Raw genomic sequence first — 23573 nt, 5'->3', positions numbered from 1 at the left:
GGTGTTATAATTAGTGAAAAAGAGAAACCAACATATCAAACGAAAAAGTGGTTCTGTTTGTAGAAATGAATGGTGAGGAGGCTACAGTTGATGCAGTATAAGTCGGAACAGTTTATTGAGAACAGTGAATTTCCAGCTATCTTTATTATCCAAAAGGCCGAGGAAACACAAATTTTGCGTCATTGGCATAAAGAGATTGAGATAACTTATGTCGCTAAAGGAAAGGTTGATAGTTACTTTATCGAAGGAAAAAATTATACAGTTAATGAAGGTGAAGCAGTATTTGTCAATCCGTTTGAAATACATGGTATACGAAATATCAAGGAAACTTCTTATCCGGATAGTGTACTTACAATTATTTTTCCAACACCGTGGATTGAAAAATATTTTCCGGATATAGCAAAATTTAGGATAAATCAATCAAAAATTTCTCAAGAGAGTGTTACCAAGAAACAGTATGCCATGTTTATTTCAGAGCTTGATTCGCTGTTTGAGTTAGTCAAGAAACCAGTTGATAGAATAAACAATGTCATGATTACTGCCAGTTTATTGAAACTATTGGGAATGTACGTCAAAGAATTTGCTATTGAACAAGCAGAAAATTCAAGCCATCTGTTGGATGAAAAAATTTACAAAATATTAGACTATATACACAAAAATTCTGATCAACGCTTGAAAATTTCAATGATTGCTGATGAATTTTATTTATCAGAAGGGTACCTTTCTCGCTACTTTAACAGTAAAGTTGGTGTTTCAATCATTAGCTATTTAGAATTGATTAGGAGCTATCAGGCGATACAGTTGATTCGCGAAACAGATCGAACGATTGAAGAAATTGCTTTAGAAACAGGGTTTGCCAGTACAAAGTCTTTAAATAAAACACTAAAAAAATATTATAATCAGACGGCAAAATTCTTTCGCTAAGCATCCAAAGGTCAGGATATGCCCTAATAGTAAGCAGGAAAGCCTCTTATTTTATTTAATCGCGTGAGCTAATATTCAAGTATAGAAAGCGCTATCTAAATAAATTGGAGGTTTTTTAGTATGAGTAAGAATAACCCATTATTCAAATTTGCTATTTTGTCGATATCCCTAATCTGTATGGTCGCGCCAGCTGTATCGGCGACTGTGCCAGATATCTTATCAGTGTTTCCAAACAGAAGTGCTGGTTCAATTGAACTATTAATGTCAGTCCCCAATTTTGGTATTTTTCTATTTGTTTTTATTGCTCCAATGATTACTCGAAAAATTGGTGACAAACCGACTGTATTGCTGGGGCTAACGATTGCCCTCTTAGCAGGAGTCACACCAGCTTTTACAACAAACTATACTCTTTTATTGGTTTCACGATTCTTGCTTGGTTGCGGAATAGGTTTATTCAATGCATTAGCATATTCTTTAATTACCAAATACTACAGTGGTGAGGAAAGGAATCGCTTATTGGGATACCAAGGAGCGTTAACAGCTTTAGGTAGTACCATTTTTAGCCTGATTGCAGGATGGTTATTACAATTCAACTGGCATTTAAGCTATCTTGTGTATTTCATTGCGATTATTCCAATCATTTTATTTGGATTTGTCGTACCGAATGGCCAACAAGACTTAGAAGAAAATGCATCAGATGAAAAAGTAACAATAGAAAGAGCAGTTATTTTTTATTCAGTTTATCTATTTTTTGTTTATGCTTTCTTCATGACTGCAATTTTCAAACTGGCTTCTTTATTCATCGAAATAGGGATTGGGACACCAGCACAAGCCAGCTTGAGTTTAGCCATTTTAACTGCATGTGGATTTTTTAGTGGAATTGTTTTTGGAAAAGTAAAACAAGGATTGAAGTCATTTACTGGTCCGGTTGCTGTTGCGTGTCTTGGTGTTGCACTTGGAAGTCTCAGTTTAGTGAATCACTTGGTGCTAGTTACTTTGTTAGTGATTGCTATTGGATTTTTCCAAGGATTAATTAACCCAACGGTCTTTAGTGAAGTGGCAGAAGTCAGCAACGCTGCTTCTCAAAATATTGCTTCCACCTGTCTGTTAGTTGGAATTAATCTGGGCGTGTTTTTAAATCCTACAATTATATCAGGTTTCAGTAAATTGGCTGGAATCACTACGACATCAACAACCTTTTTGTTGTCAGGTGCTTTGTTGCTTATTAGTGCAGTAATCTATCAGCTATTTATTCAAGCACAAAATAAAAAAGTAAAGAAGGTAATGGAACAATGAACATTGAAAGAAAAAACTTAGTTGGAAAATTAACTTCTGGGAGTAGAGAGGAGCTAATGCCATCGACAGGACAATCGAATACAGAAAGCACACCACAAACGATTGTTCAAATGAGAGATGGTATGGGGTGGCCAGCTAAAGACATCACAACGCATAGCCTGCTAATTGAGGACACGGTACTTAAGGGGCATATCCCCGTAAGAGTGTATCGCAAGGAAAAACTTAAAGGGAAAGTATTACCCGTTTTAGTTTATTATCATGGTGGAGGCTTCTTTGGGGGCTCAATCCAAAATGTAGAGCAAATTTGTAGAACATTTGCTGATAGAGCAGATTTGGCAGTAGTCTCTGTTGGCTATCGCTTAAGTCCAGAGAATCCTTTTCCAGCTGGATTGATGGATTGTTATAAAGTGGTTGAAGTTTTGGCAACGGAAGGTCATTTATTCCATATTTCATCAGACAAAATTTTTGTTGCTGGTGATTCAGCAGGCGGGAATTTAGCAATCAGCGTAGCTATTTTAGATGCGTCAATTATGACCACTGGTTATGTAAAAAAAATAGTTTCTTACTATCCTGTTGTTGACCTGACATCAACAGGAAAAGGTGAATTTTGGGATACGCGTGCGATCAAAACGCAAAGCGAAGAAGAAAAAGAACTGGTTACGGAGTATATTAATGGGTTCTCGTCTTTGGAGGCACAGGTTGAAGATTGGTATTGTGGGGCTTCAATCAATCGTTCAAATGAGTTGATTTCACCACTATTCGCTTCGGATAAGATTTTGTCCCAATTACCACCGGTAAAAATCATCGTCGGTGAATTTGATCCGTTAAGACAGCAAGTAGAATCATTTGCTGAAAAGTTGCTAGCTGCAAAGACAGAAGGTTCAATGACCGTATATCCAGGAGTCATTCATGCATTTATGGATAAAATCGGTATTTATGATGAAGCAGAAGAGGGGATTTTGGAAGGAATTACTTTTTTGAAAGGGGATAATTAGGATGAAATGGAATAAAAGAAATGGACTTGTTTGTTTTGTCATTACTCTAGTAGGCGTAGCTGGTATTGCCACAGGCATTAAACATGTTAAACATCCCGTGTATGCTAGTTCTAAATCGTATGAAAGTGAACTTGAATTTAAAGAGCTAAATCAGGACATTGTTGAAAACAGTTTATGGGTGTATCCAGACGAAAACTTGATTAGCCAAAAGAAAGAAATTGTTTTGCTAGTCAATGGTAAAGACAATACTGGTTTTGGTGCGTGGTCGTGGTCGTATGGTGCCCAGTTACCAGAAGATGAATTTATTCCGGCGACAATTACTTTACCAAAGAGGAATACGACAGACTTACAATACTCTGGGAAATTCGTTGCAGCTGCTGTTTGGTTGCTGAAAGAAAAATACCCAGATCATAAACTCTCGATTGTTGCTCATAGTATGGGAAACTTAGCAACAGCATGGGCATTACATTATCGTCCTACATTCATGGCTCAAAATGTCGAAACGTATGTAGCTTTAGGAGCACCATTCCAAGGGTTGCCAGAAATTCCAGATTTTATTCCTTTTGTTCCAGCAATTAGACAAGCAACACGGGAATCAGATTTCTTAACTCGAATTAATTCTTCCGCTTTTCCTGATGGCATAAATTATCTATCAATTATTTCAAAAAATGATGAACTAACAACACCAGCTGATGTGAAGCATCTTGCCTCATTTCCTAATGGAACAATTGGGGAAACAATTGTTCCTCAAGAATTTTATCATAAACCTGATCAGGTGATTTCACATGTCGGTGAGATGGCAGATAATGGTATTTATGAATTGGTCAAAACATTTTTACGTGATGGAACAACGAATAATGTAGATCTGAATGCTGCAAATAAAGAGTACTATCCTGCGTTAGAAGTTCAGGGTTTAGAGTTAACTGAAAAATATGGAACAAAACCTGCTCATGCTGGTGATGCAAAAATAGAAGCAAATGAGCCGGACGATAGTCAAGACGTTGTAAAATAAGGTTGTGGCGCAAACTGCTTAGCTCCGAACAGATAGCGAGCAAGCACGCAAAATAGCTCTTTATATTTTGCAGTGAATGTAAGCTATCTCGAGGAGTTAGTTTGGGAACACCGTGAATAAGGTTGTGGCGCAAACTGCTTAGCTCCGAACAGATAGCGAGCAAGCACGCAAAATAGCTCTTTATATTTTGCAGTGAATGTAAGCTATCTCGAGGAGTTAGTTTGGGAACACCGTGAATAAGGTTGTGGCGCAACCTGCTTAGCTCCGAACAGATAACGAGCAAGCACGCAAAATAGCTCTTTATATTTTGCAGTGAATGTAAGCTATCTCGAGGAGTTAGTTTGGGAACACCGTGAATAAGGTTGTGGCGCAACCTGCTTAGCTCCGAACAGATAACGAGCAAGCACGCAAAATAGCTCTTTATATTTTGCAGTGAATGTAAGCTATCTCGAGGAGTTAGTTTGGGAACACCGTGAATAAGGTTGTGGCGCAACCTGCTTAGCTCCGAACAGATAACGAGCAAGCACGCAAAATAGCTCTTTATATTTTGCAGTGAATGTAAGCTATCTCGAAGAGTTAGTTTGGGAACACCGTGAATAAGGTTGTGGCGCAAACTGCTTAGCTCTGAACAGATAGCGAGAAACTGACAAAAATAACTTTTCATATTTTTGGACAGTTGTGAATGATGTGGAGAGGAGTTGCGTTGGGAACATCGCTTATTCGGCAAAAGGAGGTATGACAAGATTTTTGTCATACCTCCTTTATTTAACAAGAAACTAATGACAGCAAATAACAGGATGATTATCACAAGCAAAGCAGAACTGAGTATGACATAATGGGATAGCTAAGCTTGGAGTTTTTTGCTGAAAATGAAAAACAAAAGGTTTTGCAGGAGAACAATCCAGAACGAGTAATATTAAGCTAGAACGGAACAAAATAAAAGGAATAAAAATAAATGAGAAAAACGATCTATTCGACGACATCTGAAAGAAATTCCAAGAAAAGGCTCTATGTAGTTCAACTCATTTTTGTTTTATTGATGCTAGTTTGCTTATGGATAGAGCACTATTTTCTTACATGCAATTTTGGTATGATATCCAGTCTGTTTTATTTTTTTCAAAAGACAAACAGGCGTTAAGGAAAAATACTCCTTAATTTTTATTTTTTTGTATGTGATTATTCCGAAAAGTGAAACGCAAAATAAATTTACTTTGACTGCTTTTTTATTTTAGAAAGTTTTTTTCTGTTCCATAAAAATGTCTCAAAACAAGTAAAATCGATCCCTATTTTTGTGTTAATATAAAGTACGGAAGAACAAGGTTAATTAGTTGAAAAACTAGTACTTGAATTCAAATTAAAACGTAGATGATTTATATGATGTATGTCATCCATTTTTATTTTTGTCTTAAGAAAGAAAACTATCGCGAAAGGGGGTGAAGGAAATGCCGTTTGTTCATGTCGAATTAGTCGAAGGACGTAGCCCAGAACAATTAGAAAATATGATGAAAGATATCACTGAGGCTGTTCATAAAAATACGGACGCACCAAAAGAGCATATCCATGTCATTATCAATGAAATGAAAAAAGGTACTTATGGTGTAAATGGAGAATGGAAAAAATAAGTCTGATTTCATACTTGCTTTTTCTAAATATTAGTGGTTAAATAAACACATAATTGATTGATGAGAAAGACAACTGAATTTGAGAGTCTTCTATTAGAGAGGAAAAGCTAGGCTGAAACTTTTCCAGAAGAAAACCAAAGGATGACCACTTTCGAAACCTTTGTTGAAACAAAGGCGGTCGGACCGTTAACACGCTCGAGGAACACATCTTTTGTGTTCAAAATTAGGTGGAACCACGAAATTTTCGTCCTAGTATCTGTTTAGATACTAGGGCTTTTTTTGTCGAATCGACTCAATCAAAATTCAAAGGAGGAATTTCTATGTTAAAAATTACTTTTCCAGATGGCGCAGTCAAAGAGTTTGAGGTTGGCATCACAACCTTAGCAATTGCTGAAAGCATCTCAAAAAGTTTAGCTAAAAAAGCACTAGCAGGTAAAGTGAATGGCCAATTAGTTGATTTGGATCGTCCAATTGAAGAAGATGCAACAATTGAAATTGTTACACCAGATCACGAAGACGCACTTGGATTAGTTCGTCATTCTGCCGCCCATTTGATGGCTCAAGCAATGCGTCGTTTATATCCTAGTATTCATTTTGGTGTAGGCCCAGCGATTGAATCTGGGTTTTACTATGATACTGACAATGGCGAAAATCCTGTTACAGCGGAAGATTTGCCAGCCATTGAAGCTGAAATGATGAAAATCGTTAAAGAAAACTTGCCAATTGAACGTCGTGTGTTATCAAAACAAGAAGCACTAGAAGTTTTTGCAAGCGATCCTTATAAAGTAGAATTAATTACTGAATTGCCAGAAAATGAAGTAATTACTGCTTACCAACAAGGTGAATTCATTGATTTATGCCGTGGCCCACACGTTCCGTCAACTGGACGCATCCAAGTATTCAAACTATTATCAGTGGCAGGTGCTTACTGGCGCGGAAATTCAGATAACCATATGATGCAACGTGTCTATGGAACAGCATTCTTCGACAAAAAAGAGTTGAAAGAATTTATTCGCTTACGTGAAGAAGCAAAAGAAAGAGATCACCGTAAACTAGGAAAAGAACTTGGTTTATTCATGGTTTCACCTGAAGTTGGTTCAGGATTACCATTCTGGTTACCAAAAGGTGCAACAATCCGACGCACAATTGAGCGTTATATTGTAGATAAAGAAGTTAGCTTAGGTTATCAACATGTATACACTCCAATTATGGGTGATGTTGAACTGTACAAAACATCTGGACACTGGGACCACTATCAAGAAGATATGTTTCCACCAATGGATATGGGCGATGGCGAAATGTTAGTATTGCGCCCAATGAATTGCCCTCACCACATGATGGTTTATAAAAACAATATCCATTCTTATCGTGAATTACCAATTCGTATTGCTGAATTAGGAATGATGCACCGCTATGAAAAATCTGGGGCACTTTCAGGTTTACAACGCGTACGTGAAATGACTTTGAATGATGGACACACTTTTGTACGACCAGATCAAATCAAAGACGAATTCAAACGCACACTTGAATTGATGGTTGCTGTCTATGCAGACTTTAACGTCACAGACTATCGTTTCCGTCTAAGCTATCGCGATCCAAACAATACAGAGAAATATTTTGATGACGATGCAATGTGGGAAAAAGCCCAAACAATGTTAAAAGCTGCAATGGATGAATTAGAACTTGACTATTTTGAAGCAGAAGGTGAAGCTGCATTCTACGGACCAAAATTAGACGTTCAAGTAAAAACAGCTTTAGGAACAGAAGAAACATTGTCAACTATTCAATTAGACTTCTTGTTACCAGAACGTTTTGACTTAACATATGTAGGCGAAGATGGCGAAAATACACATCGTCCAGTAGTTATTCACCGTGGAATCGTTTCAACGATGGAACGTTTTGTTGCTTATTTAACAGAAGTATACAAAGGTGCATTCCCAACTTGGTTAGCACCAATCCAAGCAACAATTATCCCTGTTTCTGTCGAAGCACATGGTGATTACGCTTATGAAATCAAAGAACGTCTTCAAATGAAGGGCTTGCGTGTGGAAGTTGATGATCGTAATGAAAAAATGGGTTACAAGATTCGTGCTTCACAAACACAAAAAATTCCTTATCAATTAGTTGTTGGGGACAAAGAAATGGATGATGCAACTGTCAACGTTCGTCGTTATGGAAGTAAAGAAACTTCTGTTGAAGACTTAAATATTTTTGTTGATGCAATGGTTGCTGAAGTGAAAAACTACAGTCGTGAAGGCTAAACGATTTTTTTGCTAAGGTTAGGATGCGTAAGTGTCCTAGCCTTTTTTTATTTTGGATTTTTCGAACAAATTAACCAATTTTTTCTTGGTGGAATCAAATGAAAAAATTTTTCGTATGTTATACTAAAGTGACTCTAATTAAATGGATGGTGACTTATGAGCGTAATTAGTCGTATCGAAAGTATGATGGAAGAATATTCTTCTGCGGAAAGAAAACTTGCCAATTATATTATCAATCATGTAGAAAAAATTCCGACAATGACTGCGAATGATTTAGCCGAAGCAGCTGGGTCAAGTGCACCGACAGTTGTTCGTTTTTCCAAAAAAATTGGCTTTCAAAGTCTAACGGATTTCAAAATTACCGTTTCAACGGAATTACAAACAGGATTAGTTGAAGGGTTTAGTGATATTGAACCAAATGAATCGTTTTATTCAATCAAAAATAAACTTGGAAATAATGCACAAGTGGCAATCAAAGAAACCGTTGATATTTTGGAGGAAGAAACCATCCGGACTGTTGTTCAAAGTTTAGAAGAAGCAGAAACGGTTTTCCTTTATGGTGTGGGCGCCTCGTCTTTAGTTGTTGAAGATATTTTGCAAAAGTGGTCGCGAGTGGGCAAACCGATTATTTTTGAAAAAGATATCCATGTGTTACTGCCTCAATTAGTCAGCAACGAACAAAAAAAAGTCCTTTGGCTCGTTTCGAATTCGGGAAAGAGTGCAGATGTCGTTGCTTTAGGAGAGTTAGCAAAATCATTGAATATCGAAGTAATCGTGTTAACTCAATTTGGAAACAATCCATTAAGTAAATTAGCAGATGTAACTGTACAAACTTCTCGCCCTAAAGAAATCACGAATCGAAGTGCGGCCACAAACTCACTATTGGCACAATTTGCGACAGTTGATATCATTTTTTATTTCTATATGGCAAAAAATGAGTACTTAAGCGAGAAAGTGGCTCAAACACGTGAAGCAATTCAGCAATATTTTAAATAATGAGCGTAAAAAAGCTGGATTTGATTCGTGAAAAAGAAAACTTGTGTGGAGAAAGTTTTCCACAAGGTTAAGTTTTTTGTAGATGTTTCACAGGAATGGGAAACGTTGTTTTCAAAAAAACACTTAAAATTATGAGTTTTCAGTCAAGCTTCCTTGATTGTGTTCCACCTAGTGTGAAACAAAAAAACTCTGGTATCTTGAATTTCGTTAAAGAATTTCATCATCTGATGATTTTTTCTTTGTTATTCATACTTTTTTGGGTATAATTTTTCGTGAATGTAAGTATGCGGGAAGGATAGGAAATAATGAAAGATTTTATGAAAAAAATAAAGAATAATTCTTGGTTTGACAAGTTAAAAAAGGGAACACAAGAACCGAGGAATAAACCCTATCGGCGTTCCCACGTTCCTTTTCGTTTAAATGTTCTCTTCTTTATTATATTTACGTTATTCGTAGCATTGATTGCTAGGTTAGGTTATTTACAAATCGTTGATGGTGAGACGATGGAAGCCAAAGTTAAATCATCTTCAACAATTACCGTTCAAGAAAGTTCACCTCGTGGGATGATTTACGATGCAACTGGAAAAGCTTTAGTAAAAAATCAAGCAAATCAGGCAATCACTTTTACAAGAGGCTCACAGATGACGTCAACGGACCTATTGAAATTAACAAAAAAATTGAACGAACTAATTGATGTGCCAGCTGATGACTCATTAACAGCTCGTGATAAAAAGGATTTTTGGTTAGCAGATGCGGATCATTTAGCGGAAGCAACAAAACGTCTTTCTTCTACTGAAAAACAACTAGATAATAGTCAACAATATGCAGCAACAGTGGAGAAAGTAACGGACGAAGAAATCAATTTCAATGAAGAACAATTAAAGATGGCAACCATTTTCAAACGAATGAACAGCGCGTATGAATTAAATACGGTTTATATCAAAAATTCTGGTGTAACAGATCGTGAATTAGCAGTTGTTGCTGAAAATGCTTCAGAGTTACCAGGGGTTTCAACTGGTGTTGATTGGACCCGTGAGTATTTAGCTGCCGATTCGATGAAAAGTATTCTAGGTAGTGTAACAACCGAAAAACAAGGATTGCCTGCCGATGATATTGATGCTTATTTAGCAAAAGGATACTCACGAAATGATCGTGTTGGTCAAAGTTATTTGGAAAAACAATATGAAGATGTGCTACAAGGAACAAAAACACAATATGAAGTGAAATTAGATAACGAAGGAAATGTTTCAAGTCAAAAAGAAATTTTTGCTGGCGAAAAAGGTTCAAATTTAAAATTATCGATTGATGCAGAATTTCAAAATAAAGTGGATGAAATTTTAAAACGGAACTTCCAAGCTTTAGTTGATAGCGGCAAAGCCAAATATTCACCAGGTGCATACGCAGTTGCGATGAATCCACAAACTGGGGAAGTATTAGCATTAGCTGGCTTTAGCCATGAAGAAAGTTCAGGAGAAATCACGGAGAATGCTCTTGGAACAATCACCAACGCATTCACGCCAGGGTCAGTGGTCAAAGCTGGTACTTTGGCAGCTGGTTGGAAAACTGGTGTTATTAGTGGAAACCAGGTCTTGATTGACGAACCCATTCAATTACAAGGTTCTGCTGAAAAAAGTTCTGTCTTTAACAGAAGTGGTCAAATAGCACTAAATGCAGTGAAAGCACTCGAATTATCTTCGAATACGTATATGATCAAAGTAGCATTAAAAATGTTAGGATTAGAATATACACCTAACATGGGACTTCCTGGCCTTGATGAAGAAACAAAAGCTTACGATGAACTACGAACCTCTTTTAAAGAATTTGGGTTGGGAACGACTACAGGAATTGATTTACCTAATGAATCAGCTGGAATTTCTCGTTCAGTTGACTTTATGAAGAAATTTAACGCGGACAATGACGGTGAATGGTATACATCTGGTAACTTTACCGATTTAGCATTTGGTCAGTTTGATACGTATACACCAATCCAATTGGCTCAATATGCTTCAACTGTTGCCAATGGAGGAAAGAGAATTCAACCACATATTGTTTCTGGAATTTATGGAAATGATGAAAATGGTAACTTAGGTGAACAAAAGAAAAAAATCGAAACAACTGTTCAAAATGAAGTAAATATTTCGCCTGAAAATATGGCTATTCTTCGAGAAGGATTCTATCAAGTAGTCCATGGAACAGAAGGGTATACAACCGGTAAGCCCTTAGCTGGTGCAAAAATGGATCTATCAGCAAAAACTGGTACAGCTGAAACGGTTGCAGAGGGTCATCCTGACATCACAACAGTGAACAGTAATGTGGTTGCTTATGGGCCAACGGATAATCCGGAAATTGCAATCAGTGTCGTTTTACCGAACTTAACGGATGAAAAAGACCATATGAATTTAACAATTGCCAAAGAAATCACAGATGCTTATTATGATATGTATTTAGCAAACTAATTTGTTCAGGCGATTTTAAGCCAAATCAAACCAGTTTTAAACTAGTTTGATTTGGCTTTTCCTTTTACAGCGTAAAACTTTTTTCAAGTGAAATTACTTGTCAAAATAAAAAAATAAACGAAATGAACTGGATTTTATCAATGAATGATGGTTGAAATAAAAAAACGTCAAGTAAAACTACTTAACGAATTGTCGGAAAAGGGTAGATTTCTCTCAACAATCATGGTAAAATTATCAAGTCTGAGAGTCATCTTAGAGGATTCTAGTAGTATGGGAGGGAAAATCATGCGCGTAAACATCACATTAGAATGTACTTCTTGTAAAGAACGTAACTACCTAACAAGCAAAAACAAACGTAACAATCCAGATCGTTTGGAAAAACAAAAATATTGCCCACGCGAACGCAAAGTTACTTTGCACCGCGAAACAAAATAAGTTTGATTAAAGAAGTTGCAAGAAACATTTCGATGTTTTTTGTAACTTTTTTTATGCACTTTTTTTGGAAACACTGGTATTGACGAAAGGTGAAAAATCATTGATAATACATAGATAGTTATCAATATGTAATTGAGTAGTATTTAAATGTGAGGCTTGTTAGCAAAGGAGAGGAAAGAATGGATCATGAGCAAATGGCAAAAATGTTTAAAGCATTAGCTGAGCCCAATCGTATTAAAATTATTGAACTACTTTCGATGAGACCAATGTGTGCCTGTGAAGTCCTAGATCATTTTGATTTTACACAGCCAACTCTTTCCCACCATATGAAAGTTCTAGAGTCTGTAGGAATCGTTTCAGTTGAGAAGGATCGTAAGTGGCATTATTATTTTTTGAAAAAAGAAGAGGCCTCAGAATTATTAAAAGCAATGTTAGATCTTTTTCCTAACTAACGCACAAATACAGGCGCGATCATGTCAGGATAAAAATTATTTTGTTACCTAATTGTGCCTATGTGATTCAATGGATCTAAACAACCAACGAATCATATGAACTGCTTTGGAGATAAGAAAAATTTAATTTACAAGGAGAAAAATTCATGACTTACGCGTTAGAAATAAACGAACTAAAAAAAGTATATGCAACTGGTGTTGAGGCCTTAAGAGGTATCGATTTAGCTGTAGAAGAAGGAGACTTTTATGCACTGCTCGGACCAAATGGTGCTGGGAAGTCCACAACAATTGGTATTATTACTTCATTGGTCAATAAAACATCTGGAAAAGTGAGCGTTTTTGGTTATGACCTTGATACTGACTTGGTGCGTGCCAAACAGCAAATCGGGTTGGTTCCTCAAGAATTTAATTTCAACCCGTTTGAAACAGTGCAACAAATTGTTGTCAATCAAGCGGGCTACTATGGCGTTTCACGTCAGGAAGCCTTAAGACGAAGTGAAAAATATTTAAAGCAATCGAACTTATGGGAAAAACGAAATGTTCGCGCACGAATGCTTTCTGGAGGAATGAAACGACGATTGATGATTGCTCGTGCTTTGATGCATGAACCGCGTTTACTGATACTTGATGAGCCAACAGCTGGCGTTGATATTGAACTAAGAAGAGAAATGTGGACATTTTTGCGAGAATTAAATGAACATGGAACAACAATCATCTTGACGACTCATTATCTGGAAGAAGCAGAAATGCTTTGTCGAAATATTGGAATCATTCAAGCGGGTGAATTGATTGAAAATACTAGCATGAAGAGTTTACTGTCAAAATTACAATATGAAACATTTATTTTCGATTTAGAACCACATACTAAATCATTTGATTTACTGGGTTACAACCATCTTTGGGAAGATGAACAAACACTTGCAGTTGAGGTCGAGCGTAATCAAGGTGTGAATGGAATTTTTGAACAATTGACGGAAAAAGGAATCAAGGTACTCTCAATGCGTAATAAATCCAATCGTTTAGAAGAATTGTTCTTGAAGATTACAGAAGAAAATGGTCATGTGGAGGAAAGAAATGTTTAATTTATATGTAACGGCGCTTAAAAGTTTAGCAGTCAAAGAAACAAATCGCTATTTGCGAATCTGGGTTCAGACATTAGTACCACCAGTTATCACGACTTCTTTATATTTTATTATTTTTGGGAAAATGATTGGTGGACGAATTGGTGAGATGGGTGGATTTTCTTACATGGAATTCATTGTTCCAGGTTTAATCATGATGTCAGCGATCACTAGTTCTTATGCAAATGTTTCTTCCTCATTCTTTTCACAAAAATTCCAAAAAAATATTGAAGAATTATTAGTAGCACCTGTACCCACACATGTGATTATCTGGGGATTTGTCATTGGTGGTTTGGGTCGAAGTGTTTTAGTTGGGACACTGGTAACAATTATTTCGCTCTTTTTTGTTCCATTACACGTTTATTCATGGTCAATGGTCGTCCTCACGTTATTGATGACAGCCATTTTGTTTTCATTGGCTGGGTTACTTAATGGTATCTTTGCGAAGTCTTATGATGATGTTTCAATCGTACCGACGTTTGTGTTACAACCTTTGACTTATCTTGGCGGTGTCTTTTATTCGATTTCAATGTTACCACCTATTTGGCAAGCTGTTTCAAAAATCAATCCAATTGTGTATATGATATCGGGCTTTCGCTATGGATTTCTTGGAACGATTGATGTTCCTATTTTCTTCTCGATTTTTATTTTAGTTGTCTTCATTCTTGTCCTTTATAGTGTTTGCTGGTATTTGATCGAAAAGGGTCGAGGACTACGGAGTTAAAGAAAATAATTAACAAAACTTGACAGTTCTCTTCAAAAAAAAAAGGTCGCGCCAAGATGTTGGCGCGACCTTTTTTATTGGTTTTACTCTATAATAAAAGAGACAGATCTGTAAAGAGCTATCTCTCAGTGATGCAGACGATGGGATTTGAACCCACACGAGCTAACGCTCACAAGACCCTCAATCTTGCATGTCTGCCGTTCCATCACGTCTGCAAAATAAATAACAAAATAATCATAGCGATGATTGCTTCAGATGTCAAGATAGAAAGTAGTGAAAAGAACGATGAAAAAATATGATGGTGAATTTTCTGGATTAGGAATGATTGCCGGGCTTTTAATTGGTTTAGCAAAAGGAAATATTTTGTTTGGCTTGATGCTTGGTGTTGTTTGTGGTGTGGCAATGGATTGGGGCGCTAATTTATGGAATGACTATCAGCAAAATAGAAACGATGATAGTTAAAAAATAAGGTTGAAGGACTGGATTTAACGAAATATGCTGGTATATTTATACGGGATAGAGTATGATATTGGATAACTTAGTAAATAACTATCGATAATATAGTCAGAAGTTTCTAACTTTTTGAAATGAGGGATCGGAGAATATGAGAGAATTTGAAAAGTCCAACAAATTAGAAGGTGTTAGTTATGATGTACGTGGTCCGGTTCTTGAAGAAGCAGACCGCATGCAAGAAGAAGGAATTAGCATCATGAAATTGAATACGGGGAATCCTGCCCCGTTTGGCTTTGAAGCACCTAATGAAGTTATTCGTGATTTGATTATGAATGTGCGTGAGTCAGAAGGTTATTCTGATTCAAAAGGGATTTTTTCTGCAAGAAAAGCGATTCAGCAATACTGTCAATTAAAAAAATTTCCTAATGTTACAATCAACGACATTTATACAGGTAATGGTGTCAGTGAATTAATTTCAATGTGTATGCAAGGGTTGTTAGACAATGGTGATGAAGTTTTAGTCCCAATGCCAGATTATCCGTTATGGACAGCCTCCATTGCACTTGCAGGAGGAAACCCCGTTCACTATATTTGTGATGAAGAAGCGGAGTGGTATCCGGATATTGCAGACATCAAGGCTAAAATCACTAGTCGCACGAAAGCAATCGTGATTATTAACCCAAATAATCCAACAGGGGCTCTTTATCCTAAAGAGTTATTAGAAGAAATTGTTGAGGTTGCTCGTCAAAATGATTTAATCATTTATTCAGATGAAATTTATGATCGCCTAGTAATGGATGGCTTAGAGCATATCCCAATCGCAACTTTGGCACCAGATTTGTTTGTCGTGACTCTAAATGGTCTTTCAAAATCTCATCGAGTAGCAGGTTTCCGCGTAGGATGGATGGTACTTAGTGGAGATAAGTCACGAGTGCAAGGATATATTGAGGGCTTAAATATGTTATCTTCGATGCGTTTGTGCTCTAATGTTTTATCCCAGCAAATCGTACAAACCGCTTTAGGTGGTTATCAAAGCGTAGATGAGTTATTGCTACCTGGTGGCCGAATTTACGAACAAAGAGAATATGTTTATAATGCGATTAATGATATTCCAGGTTTATCAGCAGTGAAACCTAAAGCAGCATTTTATATTTTTCCAAAAATTGATACAAAACGTTTTAATATTTTTGATGATGAAAAGTTTGTACTTGATTTCTTGCATGAACACCATATTTTACTTGTTCACGGTGGCGGATTCAATTGGCATCAGCCAGACCATTTCCGAATCGTTTATTTACCAAAATTAGATGATTTGAAGGTCATGGCTGGAAAAATGCGAGAATTTTTGACGACTTATCAACAAAAATAACGACGATTCTTAAGGAATTGTTTTGCTAGCCAAACAGTTTAGAAATGTCTGTGGCATTAAAAATGTCACAGCTTTTTCTTTGTTGTTAAAAAAGTTAGCAAAAAGTAAGTGAGTAATTTTCTTTCCCAAGAAAAAGTGAAACAGCCCTTTTCTTGAAGTTTACTCATCCGTAAAGTAAAATACTGTTATCATGCGAGCACGCATATTTTGGGGAGGATACATAATGGAAACGTTTGTCGATTCCTTTGGGACAATTATCAAGACAATACGAAAAGAACGAAACATGACACAAAAAATGCTTTCTCAAGGTATTTGTTCTCAAAGTGTTTTAAGCAGAATTGAAAATAATGAAGAATTGCCAAATGTTCTGGTAATGGCACAAATTTGTCAACGGCTAGGTGTGACCATTGATCATGTGATGACCTTATCCAATGGGGATATTCGTAAAAATCTGCAACAGTTAGACTTGCTAGATTTTTATTTTCAAAGGCGCGACTATCGCAAATTAGCACAGCTTTTGAAAAATGATGAAGTCAAAAGTAGCCTGTACTCAGATGCAGATTACCAACGTTACTATTACTATTTAGGTGTATGTGAATTTTATCTAGCAAAAAACATTTCTCAAGCTGTTTGTTATTTAAAAGAAGCGCTGACTTATTCGAGTCATAGTGAGCATGTGCATGTTTCTGATACGGAAGTTCAGTTGATTAGTGCAATTGGTAAGATTTATGGAGTTGCAGGAAGACCAACGGAAGCACGCTATTATTTGAGTAAAAGTATTCAACTTTTTCAACAATCGATTGAAACACGTGTCAAAAGTGAATTGTCACAAATCTTTTATAACTATGGAACATTCTTATTTCAGCAAGGAGAAATCGATACGGCACTTGAGCATGTCAATCGAGGGATTCGTTGGACGCAAGAAAAAAATAGTTATTACTTTTTAAATGACTTGTTTGCATTGAAAAGTTTGATTTATAAAAAGAAAAATGAACCGCAAAAAGCAGCTTTTTATGAAGAATTGGCGCAAGCTGTTCGAAAGATTTCAAAAAACTCATAAATGGTGTAGACCATTATTGACTTTTGATAGAAATAAGAGTACCTTAAGGGTAGAAAATCAAAGGAGCGAGTTAGAATGAGAACTTTTATTTATGCTGACAAATTCTTTTTATCGTCAGGTGTAAAAAATGCCGGTTACCTAGAAATTACCGATGGACTATTTGGTGTGTATTCACAAGAATTACCAGATGGAGAAGCAAAAGTGATTGATCAAAGTGGTAAATGGATTGCACCTGGTTTAGTTGATACACACATTCATGGTTACATGAATCACGACGTAATGGATAATGATGCTGAAGGTATCAAAGTTATGTCTGAAGGGTTATTATCTTGTGGGGTAACTTCTTTCTTACCAACAACATTGACTTCAAGTAAAGAACGCTTGAAAGATGTAGCAGAAACAATCGGAAAAATGTATCAAGAAGCTCCAGGGGCAAAAATCAAAGGAATTTACTTTGAAGGACCTTTCTTCACAGAAGAACATAAAGGCGCTCAAAACCCTAGCTATTTTGGTGATCCAGACTTGGATACTTTCCATGAATGGCAAGAAGCTTCAGGTGGATTAATTAAAAAAATTGCTTTAGCACCTGAACGTCATGGTGTAGAAGATTTCGTTAAACAAGTAACAGATGAAGGCGTTGTCGTGGCTCTTGGTCACAGTAACGCAACAATTGATGAAGCTCAAAAAGCTGTTGAAGCAGGAGCTAGTGTCTTTGTTCATGCCTACAACGGAATGCGTGGATTGAATCACCGTGAACCAGGTATGGTTGGTGCATTATTATCATTAGAACATGTTTTCTCAGAATTGATTTGTGACGGACACCATGTTCATCCAAATGCTGCTGAAATTTTGATGGAAAAAGCAGGCCATGACCATGTTGCTTTGATTACCGACTGTATGATGGCAGGTGGGATGCCAGACGGAAATTATAATTTAGGTGAATTCCCAGTAGTTGTAGCAGAAGGAACAGCTCGTTTAGAATCAGGTAACTTAGCAGGTAGTATCTTACGACTAAAAGAAGCAATCAAAAACGTTGTTGACTGGGGTATCGCAACACCAGAACAAGCAGTTATGATGGCAAGTTTAGTACCAGCAATCAGCTGTAAGATTGATGATTCTTGTGGTAAGATCGCTCAAGGACGCGATGCAGACTTTATCGTATTGAATCCTGATATGTCACTTGAAGCAACTTATTTAGATGGTGTGGAACGTTACCACGCATAGAAATCTTTTTAAGAAAAAATCAAAAGGTGAAACAAAACGTATTTATGTTTTGTTTCACCTTTTTTATTTTTAGTTTTTTATTTAAAAAATTCATTTTTTGAAAAAAGTTTCGATTGAATTTTTAGAATTCGCATACTTTATTATGAGGGAAGAAAACGTGTCGTAATAATACAAGAAATCTTCCTTGATATGAGAATGAGGGAGCATAACCACTTCATGTTCATTTGCTAAGAGATAATCCCCATCAATTGTGCGAGCAACTAATTCGTAATGATCGAACATTTGCAGATACTCAGTGACTGTTATTGTTAGCTCAGATGGCGTTGCGGCTAGACTTTTTTGCAGATAGTCTGTCGATGGGAAAAGCACTAATTCACCAATTATTTCGACTTTTTCTTCTTGAAGCCATGTGATCGTTTCAGTTAATGTTTGGTTATACAGGATTTCAAACATAGAACCACCTATTTCTTATTTGGAATTTCAACTTTGAAGTTGATCGTTGTGCTTGCATTCAGTCCTTGTGCTTCGAGGGTTACACTTTCTGGGATCAATTCATTTTTTGTGTAGTTTGGTGTAACACGATAGCGAACAGTTTCGCCTTTGTTGAGTGCTTGTCGAATTGCTAGTTCGTAATAATTCATGTACGGATCATTAACTGGGAATTGATAAAGCGTGACCAAGTTTTTTCTTTCATCACCACTGCCACCAAATTGTTTGGCAATCAAGTGACCTCTGGAATGATCATATTTTGGTCCAGAAACAAAACCTGGTGGACGAATTTCTCGATTGGCACTAGTACCAGTGTTGATCATTTTTTTCTTGATTAGTGCTTCTGCACCTGTCGGACGTTTCAATTGATCAAGAGAGTGGTAGGTAATCCAACCATTCTGATTGTCTTTTAACTCATCTGCTGAAAAAGTCGCGAGACCTACTTCCTTTGGCCCAGAATTATTTCCAGTAGGGGCTAGATCTTCTTTAGTTGGTAATCCGTTTTGTGTATGCTGTTGGGTCACCTGTTCATGAGTAGTAGAAGAAGGTGTTGATTTGTCATTTGAAGAATTTAAATCCAACCCCAACCAGCTAGCAGCTCCCACAATCAATAAGGTAAGTAGCGTGCCTAAAAGTTTGTTCATGTTTTTCATTTTTTCACCTCGTTATCCAGTATAGGTGAAATAGATTATTTATAATAGTAAAATTTATTAATAACGACAACAAAAACTCATAAAGTGTTGTCTTGAAGTCATAAAATACTGATTTTCACTCATAAAATGTGGTGTACACGCTTATTGATAATTGGTATGATAGAAGATAAAAGGAGGCGCTTTATGTTTGGGGGGATCGCATTAGAAACGATTTATTGGTATACGCTACTTATTTGTGCGGGAATCGCAGTTCTTTTGGTTATTTTTGGCGATGTGTTTGATTTTGACGGGCCGCTAGATCCAATGTTGTTAGTACCTTGGTTAGCATTTACAAGTCTGTTTGGCTACTTAGGAGAAAGTTTGACTGAATGGTCGTCAGTTTTGATTTTTGTGATTAGTGCTGCAATTTCAAGTGTATTGGTATTCTTGCTCAATTTTTATATTTTGATGCCAATGAAGAATGCGGAAGCAACACTATCTTCGTCTGAAAAAACATTAGAGGGACAAGTAGCGCAAGTCGTTACACCAATTCCAATCAAAGGAATGGGAGAAATACAACTTCAAAGTGTAACGGGATCGATCAATCGACCTGCTTGTTTTTATGCGGAACAGGAAACAATGGCTCAAAGAGGGACAAAAGTGTTGATTATCGAAGTAAAAGACAGAGTATGTTACGTCATCCCATATGACGGAATGCTAAAATCTTAAGGGAGTGTGTTGAATGGTTATATCAGGAGCTTTTTTATCAGTTGCAATTGTTATCTTTATTTTATTGATGCTTTTAATTGTTTTCGTATCAAAGTATCAAACAGCAAAACCCGATGAAGCGTTAATTATTAGTGGTAGTTATTTAGGAAAGAAAAATGTCCACACAGACGAAAGTAATAATAAAATCAAAATCGTCCGCGGTGGCGGGGCATTTGTTTTACCCGTTTTCCAACGTTCTAACCGAATCAGTTTACTTTCTAGTAAGTTAGATGTTTCTACGCCAGAAGTTTACACAGAGCAAGGTGTACCAGTTATGTGTGATGGAACATCGATCATTAAAATCGGTTCATCTGTGGAAGAAATTGCAACAGCGGCAGAACAATTTTTAGGAAAAACAACCGATGAATTAGAAAACGAAGCGAGAGAAGTTCTTGAAGGACATTTACGTTCAATCTTGGGCTCGATGACAGTGGAAGAAATTTATCAAAATCGTGATAAATTCAGCCAAAGTGTTCAAGAAGTTGCTTCTGTTGATTTAGCGAAGATGGGGCTGATTATTGTTTCATTTACGATCAAAGAAGTTCGTGATAAAAACGGCTATCTTGATTCATTAGGGAAACCAAGAATTGCTCAAGTGAAGCGAGATGCAGAAATTGCGGAAGCCGAAGCATTGAAAGAAACGCGAATCAAAAAAGCACAAGCTGAAAAAGAATCACAAGCTGCAGAGTTACAACGACAAACAGAAATCGCTGAATCAGTAAAAGAAAAAGAATTGAAGTTAGCAATTTATAAACAAGAACAAGATGTTGCTAAAGCGAAGGCAGACCAAGCGTATAACTTAGAAAGTGCCCGTGCACAACAACAAGTTATTGAGCAAGAAATGCAAATGAAGGTCGTTGAAAGACAAAAGCAAATTGAATTAGAAGAAAAAGAAATCATTCGTCGAGAAAAGCAATATGATTCTGAAGTGAAGAAAAAAGCAGATGCTGACCGTTACGCGAAAGAACAAGAAGCACAAGCACAAAAAGTAAAAGAAGTAACTGAAGCCGAGGCAGAACGTTTTAGAGTAGAAGCTTTAGCTGAGGCACAGGCAAGCCAAACTCGTTTGGCTGGTCAAGCGGAAGCCGAAGCCATTTTAGCAAAAGGGAAAGCCGAAGCCGAAGCAAAACAAAAAATTGCTGATGCCTTTAAAGAATATGGTGAGGCGGCTGTGTTAAGCATGGTGATTGAAATGTTACCACAATTGATGCGTGAAGCAGCACAACCATTAGGAAACATTGAAAAAATTTCTGTTGTTGATACTGGAAATGGATCTGGTGAAAATGGTGGAGCGAATCGAGTAACCGGATATGCAACCAACTTATTAGCATCCACACAAGAAACTTTAAAAGCAACAACGGGTCTGGATTTAAAAGAAATTATTGAGAATCTTTCAACCAAAGGGACTTCAAGTCAAGTGAATTTGTACGAAGGCGACTCAAAACCAGCAAATAATGACGAGGTATAGTTAAAAATCAAAAAGACCACTGTAAAATGTTTAATCATTTTACAGTGGTCTTTTTGTGGGACAATGTTTATTTTTTTTGTTTTTCGATTTGTTTTTCAATTTCTACTAAATTTTTACGCAAAGTACGTTCTTTCTTTTGTAACTCGACTAAATCTTCAGCCAATTCTTTTTTCTTCTCATCTTCTGGTGGTCGTAACACAAAATTAATTCCTAGAGCAATGAATGTTCCAATGAAGGTATCGAAAACCCGCTGTAATGCGTAAAGAGTAGACTCACCTTGAGGAATACTCAAAGAAATCATTAGCAAAGTAGAAATGGCTGAAATGATTCCAGAATTGTTGTCGATGCCATCTGAAACTACGATGGTTATGATAACCAAAACAGGTAATAAAAATAGTTCAACTAAAAAATCATTGTGGAAGTAGTGCTTGATGAAGAAAAAGATAATGGCTAGAACACCGCCAATTGAATTTCCGATGATTCGAGAGCGACCAAAGGAAACAGTCGATGTTAAATCTTGGCGTAAAGAAAAAACGGCTGACAGCGCAGCAATCAATGGATTGCCTCGCTGAAAGAAGTGAAAGACTAACATACAGATAAAAACAGCTAGTGCACTTTTTATAGTCCGCATACCGAGGCGGAAACGACCGATTTGCATAACTTTTTCTCCTTTAATCCCTTTTTTTAATCATAACGAATCTTCGGCATGTTTGCTAGTTTTTAGCGTAGAGGTTTAGTATAATTGGATGAAAAAAGGGGGAAATGTATGCGGATTGGTATGCGAACGATAAAAACAGTAATTAGTGCAACATTTGCGATGCTGATCGCGAACAGCTTGCCTTTACTTTATTGGCCTTCAGCTGGGATTATTGCCGTTTTGAGTGTTGGTAATACGAGGAGGTCGACAATAAGGACGGGTGTCGATCGTTTTATTGCTTTCATTTTGGCGACAGTCGTTGCTTTCCTTAGCTTTAAGCTCCTTGGTTTTTCTCCGATTGGGTTTGGATTCTTTTTACTTCTTTTTATTCCGTTAGCAGTTCAATTTAAGTTAACAGAAGGAATCGTTGTGAACTCTGTTTTGGTTACACAGTATTTAGTTGAGCAAAGCATGGCTGTGTCACTAATTTTAAATGCATTAGGATTGATGGTTATTGGCGTAGGATTAGCTTTAGTAGCAAATATTTACATGCCTAATACCGAAAAGCGGCTACAAGAAAATCAATTAGTGATTGAGGTTGAATTTCGTCAGTTGTTACAAGAAATGGCTGATTCATTGTTAAAAGAGGGAAACGAGCGGCTTATCGAAGAAGATTGCCAACAACTATTAGCGTTTATTCGAGCAAGTCAGTTAGAAGCTCGAAATCATCATGAAAATGATTGGGTCAGACAGGAAGGCTACTATGAAACTTACTTTTCAATGAGACGGGCACAACTAAATGTGTTAAATAATATGATTCAAAATTTAGAGCGAATTGAGTCGCCCAATCCATATAGTGAGCAGATTTACGGCTTACTGATCTATACAGCAGAAACGTTTGCTGAAGAAAATGACGGTACACGTATTATGGAACGAATCCATGAAGTTTATGCTGAATATCGGCAAATGCCGTTGCCACAAAAGCGGTCTGAGTTTGAGAATCGTGCAGAACTGTTTCAGTTTTTACAATCATTTAAAAGTTTTATTGAAATCAAAGCAGAATTTGCACAGCAAAAACAACAGAGTAATTCATAAAAAAGTGTCTGGGACAGGAATCAAAATGATTATGTCCCAGACACTTTTTCATGATTAAATGTTTTCTCAAAAGTAGCTCTCTCG

General features: G+C 36.7%; 22 protein-coding genes, 1 tRNA gene and 1 other annotated feature. Of the genes, 19 read left to right on the top strand and 4 right to left on the bottom strand.

Annotation, left to right across the window (positions count from 1 at the left end):
• Nucleotides 1-90 precede the first annotated feature (90 nt).
• The 12 genes from IGJ66_RS08030 to IGJ66_RS07975 all read left to right on the top strand — a co-directional run bounded on the left by IGJ66_RS08030 (nt 91) and on the right by IGJ66_RS07975 (nt 14294).
• A complete protein-coding gene (locus IGJ66_RS08030; RefSeq protein WP_430616480.1) occupies nt 91-924 on the top strand; it encodes an AraC family transcriptional regulator in 834 nt (277 codons plus the stop codon).
• A 120-nt stretch (nt 925-1044) separates the two neighbouring features.
• A complete protein-coding gene (locus IGJ66_RS08025; RefSeq protein WP_430616479.1) occupies nt 1045-2220 on the top strand; it encodes an MFS transporter in 1176 nt (391 codons plus the stop codon).
• Entirely contained in the window at nt 2217-3215 is a 999-nt protein-coding gene (locus tag IGJ66_RS08020; protein ID WP_430616477.1) for an alpha/beta hydrolase, read from the top strand. The genes IGJ66_RS08025 and IGJ66_RS08020 overlap by 4 nt, the downstream gene beginning before the upstream one ends.
• 1 nt (nt 3216) lies before the next feature.
• The gene (locus tag IGJ66_RS08015; RefSeq protein WP_430616476.1) at nt 3217-4227 is read left to right on the top strand and encodes an esterase/lipase family protein; all 1011 of its coding nucleotides are present in this window, start codon (nt 3217-3219) and stop codon (nt 4225-4227) included.
• 1442 nt (nt 4228-5669) lie between these two features.
• Nucleotides 5670-5849, top strand: a complete 180-nt coding sequence (locus tag IGJ66_RS08010) for a 2-hydroxymuconate tautomerase (protein ID WP_067480942.1) — start codon at nt 5670-5672, stop codon at nt 5847-5849.
• A 51-nt stretch (nt 5850-5900) separates the two neighbouring features.
• Nucleotides 5901-6104: a binding site (T-box leader), on the top strand.
• Nucleotides 6105-6169: 65 nt separating this feature from the next.
• A complete protein-coding gene (gene thrS, locus IGJ66_RS08005) occupies nt 6170-8110 on the top strand; it encodes a threonine--tRNA ligase (protein ID WP_430616475.1) in 1941 nt (646 codons plus the stop codon).
• Between the two features lie 156 nt (nt 8111-8266).
• Nucleotides 8267-9106, top strand: coding sequence for a MurR/RpiR family transcriptional regulator (locus IGJ66_RS08000; protein WP_067480948.1), 840 nt, complete (start codon nt 8267-8269; stop codon nt 9104-9106).
• A gap of 302 nt (nt 9107-9408) precedes the next feature.
• Entirely contained in the window at nt 9409-11562 is a 2154-nt protein-coding gene (locus IGJ66_RS07995; RefSeq protein WP_270346432.1) for a peptidoglycan D,D-transpeptidase FtsI family protein, read from the top strand.
• 270 nt (nt 11563-11832) lie between these two features.
• A complete protein-coding gene (gene rpmG, locus IGJ66_RS07990; RefSeq protein WP_002293909.1) occupies nt 11833-11997 on the top strand; it encodes a 50S ribosomal protein L33 in 165 nt (54 codons plus the stop codon).
• 179 nt (nt 11998-12176) lie between these two features.
• Nucleotides 12177-12449, top strand: a complete 273-nt coding sequence (locus tag IGJ66_RS07985; RefSeq protein ID WP_075491349.1) for an ArsR/SmtB family transcription factor — start codon at nt 12177-12179, stop codon at nt 12447-12449.
• Between the two features lie 146 nt (nt 12450-12595).
• Complete coding sequence (locus tag IGJ66_RS07980) at nt 12596-13531, top strand: ABC transporter ATP-binding protein (protein WP_071868255.1); 936 nt, start codon at nt 12596-12598, stop codon at nt 13529-13531.
• Nucleotides 13524-14294, top strand: coding sequence for an ABC transporter permease (locus IGJ66_RS07975; RefSeq protein WP_067480960.1), 771 nt, complete (start codon nt 13524-13526; stop codon nt 14292-14294). The genes IGJ66_RS07980 and IGJ66_RS07975 overlap by 8 nt, the downstream gene beginning before the upstream one ends.
• A gap of 132 nt (nt 14295-14426) precedes the next feature.
• Here IGJ66_RS07975 and IGJ66_RS07970 read toward each other — a convergent pair.
• Nucleotides 14427-14509, bottom strand: a tRNA-Leu gene (locus IGJ66_RS07970).
• 70 nt (nt 14510-14579) lie between these two features.
• Here IGJ66_RS07970 and IGJ66_RS07965 point away from each other — a divergent pair.
• From IGJ66_RS07965 to nagA, 4 genes are all read left to right on the top strand, one after another.
• Complete coding sequence (locus IGJ66_RS07965) at nt 14580-14756, top strand: hypothetical protein (RefSeq protein ID WP_169819340.1); 177 nt, start codon at nt 14580-14582, stop codon at nt 14754-14756.
• A gap of 142 nt (nt 14757-14898) precedes the next feature.
• Nucleotides 14899-16116 (top strand): pyridoxal phosphate-dependent aminotransferase, encoded by a 1218-nt coding sequence (locus IGJ66_RS07960; protein ID WP_067481116.1) that lies wholly within the window; start codon nt 14899-14901, stop codon nt 16114-16116.
• Nucleotides 16117-16339: 223 nt separating this feature from the next.
• Nucleotides 16340-17176 (top strand): helix-turn-helix domain-containing protein, encoded by an 837-nt coding sequence (locus tag IGJ66_RS07955; RefSeq protein ID WP_067481119.1) that lies wholly within the window; start codon nt 16340-16342, stop codon nt 17174-17176.
• A gap of 75 nt (nt 17177-17251) precedes the next feature.
• Complete coding sequence (gene nagA / locus IGJ66_RS07950) at nt 17252-18400, top strand: N-acetylglucosamine-6-phosphate deacetylase (RefSeq protein ID WP_067481122.1); 1149 nt, start codon at nt 17252-17254, stop codon at nt 18398-18400.
• A 90-nt stretch (nt 18401-18490) separates the two neighbouring features.
• On the opposite strand, the gene IGJ66_RS07945 is transcribed toward nagA, so the two are convergent.
• Together IGJ66_RS07945 and IGJ66_RS07940 are read right to left on the bottom strand one after the other, a co-directional pair.
• Entirely contained in the window at nt 18491-18853 is a 363-nt protein-coding gene (locus IGJ66_RS07945) for a hypothetical protein (protein ID WP_067481125.1), read from the bottom strand.
• An 8-nt stretch (nt 18854-18861) separates the two neighbouring features.
• Nucleotides 18862-19542, bottom strand: a complete 681-nt coding sequence (locus IGJ66_RS07940) for a DNA/RNA non-specific endonuclease (protein ID WP_271026790.1) — start codon at nt 19540-19542, stop codon at nt 18862-18864.
• Nucleotides 19543-19725: 183 nt separating this feature from the next.
• On the opposite strand from IGJ66_RS07940, the gene IGJ66_RS07935 reads away from it, so the two are divergent.
• Nucleotides 19726-20250: an NfeD family protein gene (locus IGJ66_RS07935; RefSeq protein WP_067481131.1), complete on the top strand. Its 525-nt coding sequence runs from the start codon at nt 19726-19728 to the stop codon at nt 20248-20250.
• 13 nt (nt 20251-20263) lie between these two features.
• Nucleotides 20264-21757, top strand: coding sequence for a flotillin family protein (locus IGJ66_RS07930; RefSeq protein WP_067481134.1), 1494 nt, complete (start codon nt 20264-20266; stop codon nt 21755-21757).
• A 67-nt stretch (nt 21758-21824) separates the two neighbouring features.
• Here the strand turns inward: IGJ66_RS07930 and IGJ66_RS07925 are convergent, their stop codons facing one another.
• Nucleotides 21825-22415: an FUSC family protein gene (locus tag IGJ66_RS07925; protein WP_067481137.1), complete on the bottom strand. Its 591-nt coding sequence runs from the start codon at nt 22413-22415 to the stop codon at nt 21825-21827.
• A gap of 108 nt (nt 22416-22523) precedes the next feature.
• Between IGJ66_RS07925 and IGJ66_RS07920 the strand changes: the two genes are divergently transcribed.
• On the top strand, nt 22524-23489 hold the full coding sequence (locus tag IGJ66_RS07920; protein ID WP_071869290.1) for an aromatic acid exporter family protein: 966 nt from the start codon (nt 22524-22526) through the stop codon (nt 23487-23489).
• The last annotated feature ends 84 nt before the right edge of the window (nt 23490-23573 follow it).

The organism is Enterococcus sp. DIV0176 (assembly GCF_050528535.1).
GTDB lineage: Bacteria > Bacillota > Bacilli > Lactobacillales > Enterococcaceae > Enterococcus_B > Enterococcus_B thailandicus.
The sequence above is the reverse complement of the archived record's forward strand: the minus strand, read 5'-3'. Positions and strand labels throughout refer to the sequence as shown.